The 18372-nt window shown below is 30.4% G+C and carries 18 protein-coding genes; 13 read left to right on the top strand and 5 right to left on the bottom strand.

Features of this window, described 5'->3' with window-relative positions:
- Nucleotides 1-71: 71 nt before the first annotated feature.
- Genes L8X27_RS07670 through lepA form a run of 10 tightly spaced genes read left to right on the top strand, consistent with a single transcriptional unit; the run spans nucleotide 72 to nucleotide 11638 of the window.
- Nucleotides 72-512 carry a c-type cytochrome gene (locus L8X27_RS07670; protein WP_412175109.1) on the top strand — a complete coding sequence of 147 codons (441 nt, stop codon included), beginning with the start codon at nucleotides 72-74 and terminating at the stop codon, nucleotides 510-512.
- Nucleotides 513-526: 14 nt separating this feature from the next.
- Nucleotides 527-1639, top strand: coding sequence for an ABC transporter substrate-binding protein (locus L8X27_RS07665; protein ID WP_263671811.1), 1113 nt, complete (start codon nucleotides 527-529; stop codon nucleotides 1637-1639).
- Nucleotides 1640-1650: 11 nt separating this feature from the next.
- The gene (locus L8X27_RS07660) at nucleotides 1651-2766 is read left to right on the top strand and encodes an ABC transporter substrate-binding protein (RefSeq protein ID WP_263671812.1); all 1116 of its coding nucleotides are present in this window, start codon (nucleotides 1651-1653) and stop codon (nucleotides 2764-2766) included.
- A 22-nt stretch (nucleotides 2767-2788) separates the two neighbouring features.
- Nucleotides 2789-3685 carry a branched-chain amino acid ABC transporter permease gene (locus tag L8X27_RS07655; RefSeq protein ID WP_220566316.1) on the top strand — a complete coding sequence of 299 codons (897 nt, stop codon included), beginning with the start codon at nucleotides 2789-2791 and terminating at the stop codon, nucleotides 3683-3685.
- A 1-nt stretch (nucleotide 3686) separates the two neighbouring features.
- Nucleotides 3687-4718: a branched-chain amino acid ABC transporter permease gene (locus tag L8X27_RS07650; RefSeq protein WP_133319839.1), complete on the top strand. Its 1032-nt coding sequence runs from the start codon at nucleotides 3687-3689 to the stop codon at nucleotides 4716-4718.
- Nucleotides 4715-5485 (top strand): ABC transporter ATP-binding protein, encoded by a 771-nt coding sequence (locus L8X27_RS07645; protein ID WP_263671814.1) that lies wholly within the window; start codon nucleotides 4715-4717, stop codon nucleotides 5483-5485. Before L8X27_RS07650 ends, L8X27_RS07645 begins: the two co-directional genes overlap by 4 nt.
- Complete coding sequence (locus L8X27_RS07640) at nucleotides 5472-6167, top strand: ABC transporter ATP-binding protein (protein ID WP_133319837.1); 696 nt, start codon at nucleotides 5472-5474, stop codon at nucleotides 6165-6167. The genes L8X27_RS07645 and L8X27_RS07640 overlap by 14 nt, the downstream gene beginning before the upstream one ends.
- A 3-nt stretch (nucleotides 6168-6170) precedes the next feature.
- Nucleotides 6171-9401 (top strand): c-type cytochrome biogenesis protein CcsB, encoded by a 3231-nt coding sequence (ccsB, locus tag L8X27_RS07635; protein ID WP_263681173.1) that lies wholly within the window; start codon nucleotides 6171-6173, stop codon nucleotides 9399-9401.
- Between the two features lie 11 nt (nucleotides 9402-9412).
- A complete protein-coding gene (locus tag L8X27_RS07630; protein ID WP_133319835.1) occupies nucleotides 9413-9838 on the top strand; it encodes a hypothetical protein in 426 nt (141 codons plus the stop codon).
- Between the two features lie 9 nt (nucleotides 9839-9847).
- Nucleotides 9848-11638, top strand: a complete 1791-nt coding sequence (gene lepA, locus L8X27_RS07625; RefSeq protein ID WP_039628652.1) for a translation elongation factor 4 — start codon at nucleotides 9848-9850, stop codon at nucleotides 11636-11638.
- A gap of 30 nt (nucleotides 11639-11668) precedes the next feature.
- Here lepA and L8X27_RS07620 read toward each other — a convergent pair whose 3' ends face one another.
- The gene (locus L8X27_RS07620; protein ID WP_133319834.1) at nucleotides 11669-12289 is read right to left on the bottom strand and encodes a hypothetical protein; all 621 of its coding nucleotides are present in this window, start codon (nucleotides 12287-12289) and stop codon (nucleotides 11669-11671) included.
- Nucleotides 12290-12557: 268 nt separating this feature from the next.
- On the opposite strand from L8X27_RS07620, the gene L8X27_RS07615 reads away from it, so the two are divergent.
- A complete protein-coding gene (locus L8X27_RS07615) occupies nucleotides 12558-13886 on the top strand; it encodes an MATE family efflux transporter (protein WP_263671825.1) in 1329 nt (442 codons plus the stop codon).
- Here L8X27_RS07615 and L8X27_RS07610 read toward each other — a convergent pair.
- The 4 genes from L8X27_RS07610 to thiD are packed head-to-tail and all read right to left on the bottom strand — an operon-like array spanning nucleotide 13867 to nucleotide 16715.
- A complete protein-coding gene (locus tag L8X27_RS07610) occupies nucleotides 13867-14508 on the bottom strand; it encodes a uroporphyrinogen-III synthase (RefSeq protein ID WP_318529413.1) in 642 nt (213 codons plus the stop codon). The two genes, L8X27_RS07615 and L8X27_RS07610, sit on opposite strands and share 20 nt — an antisense overlap.
- Nucleotides 14505-15131, bottom strand: coding sequence for a thiamine phosphate synthase (thiE, locus tag L8X27_RS07605; protein WP_263671821.1), 627 nt, complete (start codon nucleotides 15129-15131; stop codon nucleotides 14505-14507). Before thiE ends, L8X27_RS07610 begins: the two co-directional genes overlap by 4 nt.
- Nucleotides 15118-15900, bottom strand: a complete 783-nt coding sequence (gene thiM, locus L8X27_RS07600) for a hydroxyethylthiazole kinase (RefSeq protein WP_263663018.1) — start codon at nucleotides 15898-15900, stop codon at nucleotides 15118-15120. Before thiM ends, thiE begins: the two co-directional genes overlap by 14 nt.
- Nucleotides 15901-15902: 2 nt before the next feature.
- Nucleotides 15903-16715 (bottom strand): bifunctional hydroxymethylpyrimidine kinase/phosphomethylpyrimidine kinase, encoded by an 813-nt coding sequence (thiD, locus tag L8X27_RS07595; protein WP_404842202.1) that lies wholly within the window; start codon nucleotides 16713-16715, stop codon nucleotides 15903-15905.
- Between the two features lie 206 nt (nucleotides 16716-16921).
- Here thiD and L8X27_RS07590 point away from each other — a divergent pair, with 206 nt between their 5' ends.
- Both L8X27_RS07590 and L8X27_RS07585 read left to right on the top strand, forming a co-directional pair.
- Entirely contained in the window at nucleotides 16922-17392 is a 471-nt protein-coding gene (locus L8X27_RS07590; protein ID WP_263660840.1) for a low molecular weight protein-tyrosine-phosphatase, read from the top strand.
- A 77-nt stretch (nucleotides 17393-17469) separates the two neighbouring features.
- The coding region (locus L8X27_RS07585) for a PDC sensor domain-containing protein (RefSeq protein ID WP_263671823.1) at nucleotides 17470-18372 on the top strand (903 nt) is incomplete at its 3' end.

The following is an 18372-nucleotide window of genomic DNA, read 5'->3' as shown; positions in this document are numbered from 1 at the left end:
AGCGAGATTGAGATAAAATTGTTTATTTTTTTTAGATATAATCGAGCTTTATTTATATTTAAAAAAGGCATATTATGTTACGCTCATTTATAATTAGTATTTTTTTTATAAATTCTTTAATGGCTTTTAATGTAAAGTCTTTATTTACTTATACTTTTAATGATAATATTAGCTATGATTTAAAAAAAGCTAAAGAAATATACTTTAAAAACAAATGTAACACCTGTCACGGAGAAAATGGAGAAAAAAATTCTTATGGCAAAAAAGCTATTAAAGACTTAAGTCCAGAAGAAATCAAAGGTGCCTTAAAAGACTATGCTAATGGATATTTTGAAGATCAATCAAGCGATAACATTCAAATGAGCATATACGCCAAAAAATTAAGCGGAAGTGATATGGATCACATTATAGCTTACTTAAAGGGGCAAAATTTTTCTATCGAGCTTAATCAAAAAGATCTTTTAGAAGAAGAACCTGCACCAAAAACAAAACATAATACATTTTTAAAATAAAAAAAGGAGTTTTCATGAGAAAAAATCTACTGCTAGCTAGCTTGCTTTGTGCTAGTTCAATTTATGCTGCGGAAGTAAAAATAGGAGTTATTTTACCACTTACTGGCGCTTTAGCGGCTTATGGTAATGATGTGTATGAAGGTATCAAACTAGCTAATACATTAAATCCAAATTTAAAAAACGGAGATAATGTTAAAATTATAGCCATAGATACAAAAGGTGATAAAATAGAAGCAGCAAATGCCACCACTAGACTTATCTCTCAAGATAAAGTTTTAGGACTTATAGGTGAAGCTGTTACACCAAATACTATGCAAGTTTTATCTATAGCTGAAGAAAGAAAAATCCCAGTAATAGCCCCTGTTGCTTCAGGCGATAAACTTTTGGATAAAAAAAGCTACGCTAGTAGAGTTTGTTTTATGGATAGCTTCCAAGGAGATAAATTTGCAAACTATGCATACAAAGATTTAAATTTAAAAACTGTAGTTGTAATAGTTGATCAAAGCAATGTGTATTCACTAGGCTTAGCAAGAGCCTTTGAAAAAGAATTTAAACAAAATGGCGGGAAAATACTTAAAAAATTAACCATCTCATCGGGTGATAAAGACTTTAAAGCTATTGTTTCACAACTTAAAAGTATCAATCCTGACTTTGTTTATATGCCAATTTACCATCCAGAAGCAGCTTTAATAGCAAGACAAGCAAAAGCAGTTGGTTTTAATAAACTTTTAAGTGCAGGTGATGGGGTAAATAATAAAACATTTATTGAACTTGGGGGTGATGCTGTAAATGGAGTAATCTTTACCGATAGTTTTGACTATAACAATCCACCAACAACTTTGTCTAAAAATTTCATCAATGCTTATGAAAAAGATCATGGCACCAAAGAGCTTCCAGCATTTTCTGCTATGGGGGCTGATGCTTATTATGTGATGGTAAATGCAATGAATGAATGTGCTAATAATCTTAACGCACAATGCATTAATGAAAAAATTCATTCTACTAATAATTTTGAAGGCGTAGGTGGAGTTATAAGCATAGATGCTAGTGGCAATGCAAGTCGTTCTGTAGTTATAAAAGAAATACAAGAACAAAAACAAGTTTATAAAACTATTATTAATCCTTGAAAGGTTAAACTATGAAAAAAATTAGTATAGCTATATTGTCTATCATAGCTTGTAATATCATACAGGCAAAAGAAATTAACATTGGCGTAGTTTTACCTCTAACAGGATCTACTGCAGCTTATGGTCAAAGTGCTTTAGATGGAGTGAAAATTGCAAATTCTATGAAAAATACTTTAAGTAATGGTGATAAGGTAAATCTTGTTGTAGTAGATACAAAAGGTGATAAAATAGAAAGTGCAAATGCTAGCACAAGATTAATTTCGCAAAATAAAGCTTATGCACTTATTGGAGAAATGCTAACAGCTAATACTTTACAAGTGATAAGAATTGGCGAGGAAAAAAAGATACCAGTGGTTGCTCCTGCAGCTACTGCTGATAAAATTTTAAATAAAAAATTATATGCTAGCAGAGTTTGTTTTATGGATAGTTTTCAAGGCTCATCTTTGGCTAATTATGTAAAAAATAAGTTAAATTACACTAAAGCTGTGATTATCAGTGATCAAAGCACAGATTATTCTTTGGGTTTAACTAGGGCCTTTGAAAAAGAATTTAGCAAACAAGGTGGAAAAATTTTAGATAAATTTAGAATTACAGCAGGCGATAAAGATTTTAAAGCTATACTTTCTCAAGTTAAAAATTTAAAACCTGATTTTATTTATCTTCCAGTATATTATACTGAGGCTTCCTTGTTCGCACGTCAAGCAAAAGCAATGGGTGTTAATATTCCTATGGGTTCAGCAGATGGAGTTGCCGATGAAACTTTTATCAATCTAGCTCAAGATGCAGCAGAAGGATATTTATTTACAGATAGTTTTGATTATAATAACCCTCCAACAGAGCTTTCAAAAGACTTTATATTAGCCTATGAAAAAGAAAAACAAAGCAAAGAAGTTCCAAATTTTACAGCTATGGGTGCAGATGCATATTTTGTAATCTTTGAAGCTATGCAAAAATGCGTTGATGATTTCAATAGTGAATGTATCAACAACAACATTCATGCTACTTCTAAATTTGAAGGTGTTAGCGGGGTGATTAGTATAGACAAAACAGGCAATGCCACGCGCTCAATTGTTATAAAATCAATAGAGAATCAAAAACAAGTTTATAAAGACTCGATTCTACCATAAATAAAAAATTTTAAGAGGTTCAATGGATAGTTCTTTAATTTTACAGCAAATTATAAATGGATTTAGTTTAGGCAGTATGTATGCACTTATCGCCATAGGCTATACAATGGTTTATGGTGTTTTAAGACTGATTAATTTCGCACATGGTGATATTATGATGGTGGGTGCATATTCAGCTTTATTTTGTGTTACAAGCATGAATGTACCTTTCTTAGGCGCTCTTTCTTTAGCTATGTTATTTGCGGCAGCCTTAGGTATAGCTATTGATAGAGTAGCTTATAAACCTCTAAGAAAAGCACCTAGAATTTCTTTACTTATCACAGCCATAGGTATAAGTTTTTTAATACAAAATGTATTTAATGTTTTATTTGGCTCAACACCAAAGTATTTTCCTGTGCCAAGTTATCTTGAAACAGTGATTAATTTTAATAATATCAGCATTAGTGTTAATAGTATTTTAGTGCCTATTTTGACATTTTTTATATTATTAGTGGTTTTATTCATACTTTATAAAAGCAAATATGGCATTGCTATTAGGGCTTTAGCTTTTGATATTCATACTGTAAATTTAATGGGAATTGATGCAAATCGTATTATCGCTATTGTATTTGCACTAGGTTCAGCTTTAGCTGCTATTGGTGGTATTTTTTGGGCTGTTAGTTATCCTTCTGTTGAACCTAGCATGGGAACTCTTATAGGACTTAAGGCCTTTGGCGCTGCTGTTTTAGGTGGTATTGGTTCTGTTGCCGGAGCAGTTTTAGGTGGTTTGATTATAGGTTTTACAGAGGTTGTTGTTGTTGCTATTTTCCCTGATCTTTCTGGTTTTAAAGATGCATTTGCATTTATCTTTTTGGTATTAATTTTACTTTTTAAACCAACTGGAATTTTGGGTATTAATTTTGAAAAAAGTAGGTTTTAAAATGATTGCAAGAAAAATTACACATTTAAGTTTCTTTATTATAGCGCTTGCTTTTCTTTTTATATCTCCTTATTTTTTTAACGATTATAAAATAGGAATTTTAAGCAATATTGCTATTTTTGTAATCTTAGCGGTAAGTTATAATCTTATCAATGGGGTTACAGGACAATTTTCATTAGAGCCAAATGGTTTTGTAGCTATAGGAGCTTATGTTGCAGCCTTAGTTTTACTTACAAGTGAAAGCAAAATCGATCAGTTTTCTTTAGAGGATCCAAGTAGTTTTATTTTGATGATTCATTCGCCAAGCTTTATTGTAGCTTTACTTGCTGCTGGGGTTTGTGCTATGCTTTTATCTTTAGTTTTAGCCTTTGCAGTATTTAGAGTTAGAGGAGATTATTTAGCTATTGTAACACTAGGCTTTGGAATTATTATCAAGCTTATGGCAATTAACTTTGCTTCTGTTACAAATGGCTCTTTGGGCTTAAACGATATTCCTAAACATACTACCTTATACTGGAGTGGTGGGATTGCTATATTTTCTGTTATTATCATCTTAAATATTGTTAGTTCAAAATTTGGTAGAGCCATGAAAGCTGTAAGAGATGATGAAGATGCAGCATTAGCAATGGGTATTAACACTTTTAATATTAAAACCTTAGCCTTTAGTACTTCAGCATTTTTAGAAGGTGTTGGAGGAGGCTTATTAGCTTGCGCACTAGCTTCAGTTTCACCTGAACAATTTGACTTTTTATTTACTTTTCAGCTTTTAATCATCATTGTTTTAGGCGGCTTAGGTTCAACTACTGGTGCTATCATAGGAGCTATTTTAGTAATAGGCGGAAGTGAGTATTTAAGATTTTTAGATGAGAGTATGAATATTTTTGGTTATGAAACTCCTGCCATGCCTGGTCTTAGAATGGTTGTGTTTTCTGTTATATTGATTTTAGTAATGCTTTTTGCAAGAAGAGGAATAATGGGCGATAAAGAATTAACAGATATTTTATTTAAGTTTTCTAAAAGGAATAAAAAATGATTTTAGAGCTTAAAAAAATCCATAAAAATTTTGGTGGAGTTAGTGCTATAGCAAATACTTCTTTTACTATAAAAGAAAGCGAAATTTTTGGACTTATAGGTCCAAATGGTGCAGGAAAAACGACACTATTTAATATTATTACAGGAAATTATAAACCAAGCAGTGGAGAAGTATTTTTTCTAGGAAAAAAGATTGACCATTTAAAGCCGCACAAAATAGTTCATCTAGGCGTAGCAAGAACTTTTCAAAATATTAGACTTTTTTCTAGCATGAGTGTTTTAGAAAATGTATTAATTGGTTTTGATAAGAGTATTAAATATAATATTTTTGAAGCTTTTTTACATTTGGGAAGATTCTCCAAAGCAGAAAAAAACGCAAAAAAAGCAGCTTATGAAATTTTAGAACAACTCAATATTGCTCATTTGGCTGATGAAAGGGCCACTAGTTTAAGTTATGGACAACAAAGAAAAGTTGAAATAGCAAGAGCTTTAGCAACAAATCCTAAACTTTTATTGTTAGATGAACCAGCAGCAGGTATGAATTCAACAGAAAGCGATGATTTGGCTGAATTGATTTTTGATATAAGAAATAATAAAAAAATCAGTGTTTTGCTTATTGAGCATGATATGAAATTTGTAAATAAGCTTTGCGATAGGGTTATGGTGCTTGATTATGGTAAGACTATTTTTGAAGGAAAGCCAAGTGATGCTGTTCAAAATCCTGAAGTAATTAGTGCATATTTGGGAGATTTTAATGCTAGTAGTTAAAGATTTACATGTTTATTATGGCTTAATAGAAGCTGTTAAAGGTATAGATTTCACCATAAAAACAGGAAGTATAGTTAGCTTGATAGGCTCAAATGGTGCAGGAAAAACATCAACACTTAATGCAATGCTAAATTGTGTTAAAAAAACTGGTGAAGTAAGTTTTTTAGGTTATGACACTCAAAGACATTTACCTCATACTTTAGTACAAAAAGGTATAGCATTGGTACCTGAAGGAAGAAGAGTTTTTATAAATCTCACTATAGAAGAAAATTTAAAAATTGGTGCTTTTAATAATGCAGAAAACTACGAACATTTGAAAAATCAAATGTATAGACTTTTCCCAAGATTAAAAGATAAAAAAAATGCATTAGCGGGAACTCTAAGCGGTGGAGAAGCTCAAATGCTAGCTATTTCAAGAGCTCTTATGAGTGAGCCAAAACTTTTAATGCTAGATGAACCTTCGCTAGGGCTTGCTCCAAAAATAGTTGGAGAGGTTTTTGATATTATAGTCAAATTAAAAGAAGAAGGTATTACTATTTTATTGGTGGAACAAAATGCATTTTCAGCTTTAAAAATCAGCGATTATGCTTATGTTCTAGAAAATGGTAAAATCGCTATGCATGCACCTGCAAAAGATCTTATCGGTAATGATGAGATTAGAAAAAAATACCTTGGAGCTTAAATCATGAGAAGACAACTTTTAGCTTTTGGGGATATAAAAATTTCTATTTTTTTATTTTTAATTTTTGCCCTATTTTGCGCTCTAGCTACTTTTATAGAAAGTGCTTACAATACTCCAACAGCATGGGCCATGATATATGGAACATCTTGGTTTGGCTTTATACAACTCATACTAGGAATCAATCTTTTAACAGCTCTTTTTAAATATAAAATGTTTAACAAGAGAAAAATACCGCTTTTAATCTTTCATATCTCATTTTTATTTATATTACTAGGCTCGGCTATGACTAGATATATGGGATTTGAAGGAAATTTACACATTAGGGAAAACGAAAAAAATAATATCATTGAAACCTCAAAAAGTTATATCTACATAGCAACCTTAAAAGATGATAAAGTATATAGTGCTGCAAAATCTGAATATATTGCCACTTTACCTTTTGTAAATGATTTTTCATTTGATTTAATACTACCCGATGAAAAGGCTCAAATTTCATATGAAAATTTGATTTTAGATGCAAAAGAAATTTATATCGATGATAACAACTCTGCTCCTCTTTTATCTTTAATGCTTTCACAAAATAACGAATCTAAAGAATTGCTTTTTCAAGCAGGGGATATAAAAAATATCAATGGTGTCAATATAGCATTTTTAAACGACTCTGCTCCAAGTCCTTATATAAAAATTGATAAAGATCTAAAGCTTAGTGCTGATTTTGATTTAAAATACATGTCAATGAGTGATGGTAAAGAAAACATTTTAAAAGCAAATCAAAAAGCACAAGCTAAAGATTTAAGATTATATTCTTTTAATGATATTAATTTAGTGGTAAAATTTGCTTCTTTACATGGTAAAAAAACCTTAGAAGGCGTTAATCAAGCTCAAGATGAAAGCTTTTTTACTTGGTTTAAAAATAGTTGGATAGAGCTAGGACGCAATGCTTTGATTTCTTTATTTGGTGAGGCAAAATACTGGAATAATTCTTTATTAAATAATTTCAAAGACTTTGCACAAAGCACTAAATATATGCCAACTCAACTTTCAGAAAATGCTATTAATGCTTTAAAATTAAAATTAAGCTATAAAGGAGAATCTAAAGAAGTTTTCCTAGTAGAATACAACTCGCCTATCCGTATTGATGTAGCAGGTCAACCTTTCTTTTTAAGATGGGGTCCTAAAGGAATAGAAATGCCATTTGAAATGTACTTAAAAGACTTTGAACTAGAACGCTATCCTGGTTCGATGTCGCCTATGTCTTATGCAAGTTATGTGGAAATTGATAATGCCGAACAAAAATTAGAATATAAGATTTTCATGAATAATGTTTTAGATTATCAAGGTTATAGATTTTACCAAAGTTCTTATGATCAAGATGAGCTTGGCACCATACTTTCAGTTAATAAAGATCCGGGTAAAATTCCTACATATATTGGATATTTTTTACTTACATTAGGAATGTTTTTAAATATTTTAAATCCCCATTCAAGATTTAGGACTTTAGCTAAATTAATCAATCAAGACACCTTGAAAAAAACAAGTGCGATATTGACATTTATATTAGTTTTTTTTGCAAGCCAAAATACTTATGCAAATGAACCCATCAAGGTAGATGAAACACATGCTAAAGAACTTGCTTCTTTGGTAGTGCAAAAACCTGATGGTAGAATGGTTCCTTTTAATACTTTAGCTATGGAAGTTTTAGAAAAAATATACAAAAACACAACCTTTCAAGGCCAAAGTGCCGAAGCAGCTATCATATCAATGATTTTTGATGGCAGTGCATGGTATGATAAAGATATTATATTTATGCCAACAAGTCGCTTGGTTAATGAAGAAATTTCTAAAATTTTAGGTATTGAACCTAGAGCTTATACTAGTTTTAAAGATTTTTTCACTACAGATGCTTATAAACTACAAAAATATGTAGAAAATGCTAATAGAAAAAATCCAAATCGTAGAAGTGTTTTTGATAAAGAAATAATCAAGCTTGATGAAAGAGTAAATATTGTAAATTTAATTTTTTCAGGAGATATTTTTAAATTTATTCCACTACAAAATAGCACCAATAATCAATGGGTGGCACCACGCGAAGCATATATAGGATTAAAAGGCGAAGAAGGTAAAGAAGTAAGAAGCATTTTAGAAAATTATTTCAATGCAGTTAGTAATTCTATTGTACATAACAACTGGGATGAAGCAACTAAAAATTTAAATATTATCAAAAATTACCAAGAAAAATACGGGCATGAAGTTATGCCAAGTGCTAAAAAAATTAATACAGAAATCTTTTTCAACAAAAGTCAAATTTTTGTAAATCTTGCTCCGCTTTATTTATGCGCTGGATTTTTACTTTTGATTATAGTTTTTGTTAAAATGCTCCTGCCAAAAATTCGCATTGATTTTATATTTAAATGTGTTTATGTGTTTAACATTGTGGCATTTTTCATCCATACTCTAGGTTTGGCTTTGCGTTGGTATATAGCAGGTCGCGCTCCATGGAGTAATGCATATGAGAGCATGGTTTATATAGCTTGGGCTTTATCATTATCTGGAATTTTCTTTTCAAGAAAAAGCCCTATTGCACTTTCTTTAACCTCTATTTTAGCAGGAGTTACTTTAGGTGTGGCTCATCTTAGCCAAATGGATCCGCAAATTACCAATTTAGTTCCTGTGTTGCAATCTTATTGGCTAACAATACATGTTTCGGTTATTACTGCTAGCTATGGATTTTTAGGATTATGTGCATTGTTGGGTATATTTGTACTTATTTTATTATGTATGCTAAAAATCAATGGCAAACATAATGAAAACATTTTAAGAAATATTACAGAAGCAACAAGAATCAACGAAATGGCTATGATTTTAGGACTTTGCTTACTTACAGTTGGAAATTTCTTAGGTGCTATATGGGCAAATGAAAGTTGGGGAAGATATTGGAGTTGGGACTCTAAAGAAACTTGGGCTTTAATTAGTATTTTAGTTTATGCAGCTATTTTGCACATTAGAATGGTACCAAAATGGGCAAATCAATACATTTTTGCAGTTTGCTCCATGTTTGCATATTGGGTAATTATCATGACTTATTTTGGTGTAAATTACTTTTTAACTGGTATGCATTCTTATGCAGCAGGAGATTCTGTGAAAATTCCTGATTATGTGTATTGGGGATTTTTATTTATGGTAGCATTAAGCTTAGCAAGTTATTTTAAAAGATCTTATGCAACAAAATTATAGGAAAGTTTTAAATGAATAATTCTCTTTTTATTTTTTTAGTTATAGCTTTAGTGATAATTATCATACTTGGAATTCTTTTAATATTATTTTTCATGCACAAAGAAAAACAACCAAGCAAATCAAATCCAGCTAAAACTCCAAAAATAAGTAATATAGAAGATTTTATATCTAAAGCAAATAATGCAAACAACTCTCAAGAAATTCAAGCTTTAATTTTGCAATTTTTAAATTCACAAAAACTAGGATCTAATCCAAAAGACAGCGCCACTAAAAGAAAACTTGATTTCATTAGTGCTATTTCAGCCAATGCTAATGCTACTCCTAAAAACATTTCATTTTTAAACAATGAGCTAAAAAAAAGATATAAAGCTTTGAAAAAAGAAATTGATGCTTATGAGCAAATAGGCCTAGCAAAAAGAAAAATGAGACAATCTTAAGGTTTTTTGATGAAAAATATTAGAAATTTCTCTATTATAGCTCATATTGATCATGGTAAAAGCACATTAGCTGATAGAATTATCAGCGAATGCGGAGCTATTAGCGATAGACAAATGAGCGCCCAAGTAATGGATACTATGGATATAGAAAAAGAGCGTGGTATAACTATAAAAGCTCAATCTGTGCGTTTAAATTATAAATTCAACAATGAAGAATATGTATTAAATTTAATAGACACTCCGGGCCATGTTGATTTTTCCTATGAAGTAAGTCGCTCTTTAGCAAGTTGCGAAGGGGCTTTACTTGTTGTTGATGCTTCTCAAGGAGTAGAGGCTCAAACTATAGCCAATGTTTATATAGCCTTAGAAAATGATCTTGAAATCATACCAGTGATTAATAAAATTGATCTTCCTTCGGCTGATATTGAAAAGGTTAAACACGAAATAGAGCATATTATAGGAATTGATTGCTCTAATGCAATTTGTGTTAGCGCAAAAACAGGTGTAGGTATAAAAGAACTCATAGAAACTATCATCACAAAAATTCCTGCGCCAAAAACTGATGATGAAGCACCTACTAAAGCTTTAATTTATGATTCTTGGTTTGATAATTATCTTGGAGCTTTGGCTTTAGTTAGAATTTATGAGGGAAATATTGCTAAAAATGATGAAGTTTTAGTTATGAGTACAGATAAAAAACATCTCGTGCAAGATCTTTTCTATCCTCATCCATTAAGCCCTATAAAAACTAAAAAATTAGAATCAGGTGAAGTGGGTGTTATCGTGCTTGGACTTAAAAATGTCGCCGATGTTCAAGTAGGTGACACCATAACACTAACTAAAAATAAAGCAAAAGAAGCCATTGGTGGTTTTGAAAAAGCCAAAGCTTTTGTTTTTGCAGGATTATATCCTATAGAAACGGATAAATTTGAAGATTTAAGAGATGCTTTAGATAAATTAAAACTTAATGATAGTTCTATTACTTATGAACCTGAAACTTCATTAGCTTTAGGATTTGGCTTTAGAGTTGGTTTTTTAGGTCTTTTGCATATGGAGGTTATTAAAGAAAGACTTGAGCGTGAGTTTAACCTTGATTTAATTGCTACTGCTCCAACTGTTACTTATGAAATTTATCAAACCGATGGAGAAGTTTTAAAAATTCAAAATCCAAGCGAACTACCTCCGGTAAATAAAATCGATCATATAAAAGAACCTTATGTAAAAGCAACTATCATAACTCCAAGCGAATACCTAGGGAATTTAATCACTCTTTTAAATCGCAAACGCGGTATGCAAGTTAAGATGGATTACATCACTCCTGAGCGCGTTTTACTTGAGTATGATATACCTTTAAACGAAATCGTTATGGACTTTTACGATAAACTTAAATCACTTACCAAAGGCTATGCTAGTTTTGATTATGAGCCTATTGAATTTAGAGTGGGAGATCTTGTAAAACTTGATATTAAAGTAGCTGGTGAAAATGTCGATGCACTAAGCATCATAGTGCCAAATGAAAAAGCACTAAGCAAGGGCAGAGAGCTTGTAAAAGCGATGAAAGAAATCGTCCCAAGACAGCTTTTTGAAGTTGCTATCCAAGCAAGCATAGGAAATAAAATTATTGCAAGAGAAAATGTAAAATCCATGGGTAAAAATGTAACCGCAAAATGTTATGGTGGGGATATTACTAGAAAAAGGAAACTTCTTGAAAAACAAAAAGAAGGTAAAAAAAGAATGAAAGCTATTGGTAAGGTACATTTACCTCAAGAAGCATTTTTAAGTGTTTTAAAAATAGACTAAATCCCTAGTTTATACACTAGGGATATAAATTTATGCATTGATATCTAAAGAATTTCCACCCATTTCGTTAATTTTTTGAGTTACTGTTTCAATAGCTTTATCAATTGTCTCATAGCTGATATCAGGAAGTTTGCCACCCCACATTTTTTCCGCTTGTGCAAATCCTGCTTTTAGACCCTCTAAACCTTTTTGAAGTTTTTCCATGTCTTCACCAGCCCCATTAATAACAAAATCAGCCAATCTTTGAGATGTTTTTGCTACACCAAAATATCCATCTTCCCCAATAAGCTCTTTTGCTTCATCAGCATTTAAACTAAGTATATCTTTACCTTCATATCCTATAGCTTTAAAATCTACATTTGATAAAATAGCTGTTAAAGAATCCTTAGATTGAGCTCCTTGAAAAATCCCTGCCTGAGATAGACCATTGGATGAACTCATGCTAAATACTTGCTGCATAAAATTCATAGCATAAAGCTCGGTTATGCCTTTTCCTCCCATACTAGCAAGCTTACTAAGCTTATCCTCATCAATATCTTTTGTGCTATTAGCACTTTTAGTATTGGCATCTTCAAGTTTTGTATTCAAATTAGCCTTCCTATTGCTAACTTGCGACTCTACTGCCACGCGTGAATACGAATTTATTTGCATCCTTGCTCCTTTTTTGTGGGTTTATAAAAATCGTCTAAAAAAAATTAAAATTTACATTAAGAAATTTATAATTACAGCTTAAATATAATGCCAAATATCTATTGTATTTTTAAAATTTGGGTAATATAAATGTTTTTCAAAGATTTTTTCATTATCATTGTTGATCCATATTTTAAAGATATTATAGAAGGTATAGAATCTCTTTATTAAATTTATTTTATCTATAAAATTTTAAATAAAATAATTTTTAATAAGGAAAGCTATGTCAATACATAATTTTTACACTACATTAAATCCTACCAAACTATTTATAAAATGTGCTTTGCCAAATATGGCGAGTATGGCTTTTATTTATCTTTATGTGATTATTGATGGAATTTTTGTTGGAAGATATTTAGGTTCAAATGCACTTGCTGCTATGAATTTAATGATGCCTTTTATCATGATAAGCTTTGCTCTAGCTGATATGATAGCCATAGGCTCATCAGTGCAAATAGCAATTAATCTAGGAAAAGGAAAAGTTGAAAAAGCAAGAGCTATTTTTTCTTTTTGTATAGTTCTTATTTTTGCAATTTCTTGTTTAATGGGAATTTTAGGATTTTTCTTAGCAAAAGCATTAAGTGCTTTTATGGGAGCTGATGAGAATATTCAAAGCTTATCTACTGAATATATGCAAATTTTTGCTATTTTTGCTCCCTTTACTATGCTAGCTTTTGCCATGGATAATTATCTTAGAATCTGTGGAAAAACTTTTTATAGCATGATAGTTAATATCATTACTGCTTTGAGTAATATTTTTCTTGATTGGCTTTTTATAGTGATTTTTGATTGGGGACTTTTTTCAGCAGCTTTAGCAACTTGTATAGGGATGTTTTTAGGGAGCATTTTAGGGATATTACCTTTTGTTTTTAAAGATTTAGTTTTAAAATTTAAAAAGCCGATAATTAAACTACAAATACTAAAAAATATATTTTATAATGGCTCATCTGAATTTTTTTCTAATATTTCTAGCTCTTTTTATACCATCTTAGCTAATGCTTTCTTGCTTAAACTTTCTGGAAGTACAGCTGTTGCAGCATTTTCTGTGATTTTATATCTTAGTACTTTTGTTTTCATGCTAGTTTTGGCCATGTGTGATGCTATGCAACCTGCATTAAGTTATAATTATGGACACAAAAATATTGCAAGAATTCAAGCTATTTTTAAAAGAATGTTTTTTGCTTCTTGGGGTGTAAGTACAATGGCATTTTTGTTTGTTTATTTATTCAATAACCTTATAGTAAGTGTTTTCAACAAAGATGACAATCAAGATTTTATCCATATAGCACAAAATGCTTTAATATTTTTTTCTTTTTCTTTTTTATTTTCTTGGTTTGGAAAACTCTGCGCTTCATTTTTCACAGCACTTGATAAACCCTTACTTTCTTTAGGAATTTCTATTACCCAAAGTCTTATTTTCCCATTTTTATCCTTGTTTATACTAACACAATTTTTAGGAGTAAATGGAGTTTGGCTAGCCACTTTAGTGGGTGATATTTGTATGATTTTTATTGCTTCATTTTTATTATATAAAACTTTTAAAAATCTAAACTCTTAGCTAATTTTAAACAAGAGTTTAGATTTTGTTCTTTACATATATATAAATTTTTAAAATTACGAAGTTTTAAAGCTGTGCTTTGACCTATAACTACAACTTTATCTTCTTTTTCTAATGCAAAAAATTTCAAAAATTGCTCTATGCTTGAAGGAGCGCTAAAGATAAAAACACTTGGATGATGTATTTTTAACTCATCTTTTTTAGGCTCTATGGCTATATTTTCATAAACGATTAATTGTTTTAAAAGGATATTTTCTTTCAGTAAATACTCATCAAGACCTGAACTAATTTTCTTCGCTCTTAAATAAAGACATTTTTTATTTTTAAACTCAGATAAAAACTCACTAGCTAAATTTTTACCATAAGCCTTGCTAGGATATTTGACATTTTTAAAGCCAAGCTCTTTTGCAAAATCAGCACTTTTTTCTCCCACAGCATAAAGTTTAATATCAAAATCAATTTTGTTTTTACTTGACATTAATGCTTTTAATGCATTCTTGGAGCTAATGATTAAACAATCAAATTCCTTTAAATTAACTTCAAAATCAAGAAATTTAATTTCATTTAATCTTATAGTCTTAACACCATCAAATTCTTTATCCCCTATAAAATAAATCATTATTTTCCTATAAAAGTTTTATCAAAATTTGATCTTAAATTTAAAGTTGCTATATAAGGATCATTTGCTTGCATTATCGCTCTAACCACAGCTATACCTTGTATATTACAATCTTTAAGCAAATTTAAATTAACTTCATCTATCCCACCTATAGCCACAATAGGTAAAGAAGCTAAACTAGCAATTTCTTTTAATCCATCTATGCCAAGCACAACACAATCTTGCTTGCTAGGCGTAGCAAAAACAGCCCCCACTCCAAGATAAGTAGCACCTTGAGTATCAATAAGATCATTTTTATGATTGATCGTAAGCCCTATGATTTTTTCTTCGCCTAAAAGCTCCCTTGCTTTTTTTAAAGGCATATCCTTTTGTCCTATATGCACTCCATTTGCATTCACAGCCATGGCTATATCGATTCTATCATTTATCACAAAAGGTGTGTTGTATTTTTCACACAAAGCTTTAACTTTTAAAGCAAGATTATAAAATTCTAAAGTACTAAGATTTTTCTCTCTAAGTTGTAAAATATCAATCTTAGCTTTCAAAGAAGCTTCTAAAATATTTAAAAACTCGCTTTCGCTTTTTTCACCCTTGCTTGCGACAAGATAAATTTTAAATGATTTCATATTTGGCTCTTTTTTTAATTTCTTCATCATTTAAATTACTTAAAGCATCGATTAAATTCACTCTAAAACTACCACTTCCACTAGAAAGCTCTTGAGCGATTTCGCTAGCTATGCCAAAACTAAGCAAAGCATATAAACTAGCCTGAAATTTATCTTCTAACGCTCCTGCAAAAACTCCACACAAAGAAGCACACATACAACCTGCTCCAGTTATCTTAGTAGCCATGATTGAGCCATTATAAATTTTAGCAATATACTCTTGATTTATAATATAATCAATTTTTCCAGTTATAGCCAAAACACGCTTGGTTTTATAAGAGTATTCTTTAGCTTTTTCTAAAAACTCATTATCGATTACAAAAGTACTATCAACCCCTCTTGCTTTACCATCTAAACCTATAACACTAGCCATTTCAGATGCATTTGCCTTAACAATACTAATACCTTTTAGATTAAGTAATTCAAAATTAATCCCATCTCTTGCCTTACTCACACCCAAAGCAACAGGATCAAAAATTATAGGTTTATTTAATAAAGTATATTCTTTAGTTGCTTTTAACATAGAATTTGCTATAAGCTGATTAATCGTACCTGTGTTTAATACTAAGGCTGAACTTATTCTAGCAAAATCAGCTTGCTCTTCATAAAAATCAGCCATAGCAGCACTTGCTCCCATTGCTATAGTTACATTTGCACAATCATTAGCTGTAACATAATTAGTAATATGATGAATCAAAGGATTTTTTTCTCTTACTGCTTTAATAATCATTTTTACTCCTTGTCATATTGAAAAAAATGATTAGTCGGACCACAACCTTTTCCAAGTGCTAAAGAATTTAATATAGCTCCATACACATAATCTTTAGCAAGTTTTATAGCTTCATGTTTTTCTTTACCTAAGGCAAGATTACTAGCTATAGCTGAACTTAATGTACAACCTGTGCCGTGTGTATTTTTTGTATTAATTTTTTCTGCTTTAAAAATACTAAATTCCTTTCCATCATAAAAAACATCATTGGTGTTATATTTACTATGTCCACCTTTAATCAAAACACTTTTTGCACCTTCTTTGTGAAGTTTTATAGCGGCTTTTTTCATATCCTCCTCATTAAGTATTTTAAAATCACACAAAAACTCAGCCTCGGGAATATTTGGAGTAAGTACATCAGCTAAAGATAAAATTTCATCTTTAAAAAACTGACAATTTTCTAAAGGCATTAAAGCATAGCCATTTTTTGCAAACATCACAGGATCAATCACTACATTTTTAGCTTTAAAGTGCAATAAATTTTCTTTTACACAAATTATGATTTCCTTTGAACCTAGCATTCCAATTTTTACAGCAGCTGGCTCTATGTCTTCATAAACTGCTAGCATTTGCTCATCTATTATCTTAGTGGGTATATCAAAACAAGAAATCACCCTTGCAGTATTTTCAGCCACAACGCTTAAAACTACACTCATACCAAATAAATTATGAGCGCTAAAAGTTTTTAAATCAGCTTGTATGCCAGCTCCACCACTACAATCACTTCCTGCTATAGTTAAGATAGGAATTTTAGTTTTTGTTTTTGCTTGTATCATTTTTATCCTTTTTTTATAAAAAAGGAAAGTTTTTGCAAGAATTCAAAGTTTGCATTACCAAACTTCTCAAGGGTCGAAGTTATACTTCCTCTCAGCAAAAGCTCCCCATTAATGAAAAATTATATCTTAGTTTTAATTAATCTTTAAAAATATTTTGAAATACTGCTATAATTTTGAAAAAACTACACAAAAATAAAAGGAAAAATATGACTAAAATTATTTTTGTTTGTTTAGGCAATATTTGTCGTTCTCCCATGGCCGAATTTATTATGAAGGATCTTTTAACAAAAGCAAATTTAAATAATGAATTTATTATTTCTAGTGCAGGTACTTCAGGTTACCACGATGGGGAGGATATGCATTATAAAACTAAAGCTTTATTAGATAACAAAAATATAAATTCTAAGCCATTTTGCAGTAAAAAACTAAATTTAAAAATGTGCGAGGATAATGATTTAATTATCGTAATGGATAATTCTAATTATAATGATATAGTTAAAAATTTTCCAAATGCAAAACATAAAATTCATAAAATCACTTCTTTTGCCTTAGAATTAGGATATGACGAAGTGCCTGATCCTTGGTATAGTGGGAACTTTGATGAGACTTACACTATACTTTCAAAAGCATGTTTTGGGCTCTTAAATACTCTTTATAAAAATTTATCGTTTAAATAATATTTGTTTCTTTTTTAATTTTTAATGATATAATAAACTCATTTAAAATTCACCATAACATCAAAGGAGTTTAATTAATGAAAAGTATCAAATTAAAAATTTCATTAATAGCAAACATTATAGCTATAGTATGTCTTATAATACTTGGCGTTGTTAGTTTTATTTTTACAAAAAAAGCCTTAAATTATGAGGTAGTAAAAGCTGAAACTAATTATGTAAGAACTGCAGAAAAATCAATGAGAGATTTCAAAAAGCTCAATGTGCATTCTTTGGAAAAACTTTCTCAAGCCATCTTAAAGCTTCCATATAGCGAACTTAACACTCAAGAAAAACTTATGGATAATACAGGTAATTTACTAAAAACAGTTAGAGATATGAATAGTTATTTAGCTGTTTATATAGCTCAGCCAAGCGGTGAGTTAATAGTAAGTGATCCAGATAGCGATAGCAAAGGCTTAGATTATGGAATTTACGGAAAAGCAGATAATTACGATGCTACTACAAGAGAATTTTATATAGAAGCTAGAAAGAAAAATGGCTTATACATTACCGCATCTTATATTGATGCAACAACTGGTTTACCATGTTTTACCTACTCTATGCCATTAATCAAAGATGGTAAATTTATAGGTATACTAGCTATTGATGTTTTGGTAAAAGATCTACAAAACGAATTTAGCGAACTACCAGGAAGAACCTTCGTATTTGACCAAGCTTATACTGTATTTGCCTCAACTGACAAATCATTAGTTAGCGATAAGCAAAATCCAGATATTATAACAGTTGCTAAAGCTTATGAAAAAGCTGGTGATTATAATATTTTCAGCTATACCACACAAAATGGTAACAATAGATTTGGTATTTGTGTTAATGTTGATGGTTATACAACTTGTGCGGGCGAAAATATAGAAGTTATTGAAGCTCCTGCTTTAAAAATAGCTTATATTCAAACTACTATTGTTATTTTTACAAGTATAGCT

Source organism: Campylobacter sp. CNRCH_2015_1657, assembly GCF_025772685.1.
GTDB classification, from domain to species: Bacteria; Campylobacterota; Campylobacteria; order Campylobacterales; family Campylobacteraceae; genus Campylobacter_D; species Campylobacter_D lari_D.
Note: the sequence above shows the minus strand (reverse complement) of the source record. Positions and strands in the feature narration are given on the sequence as shown.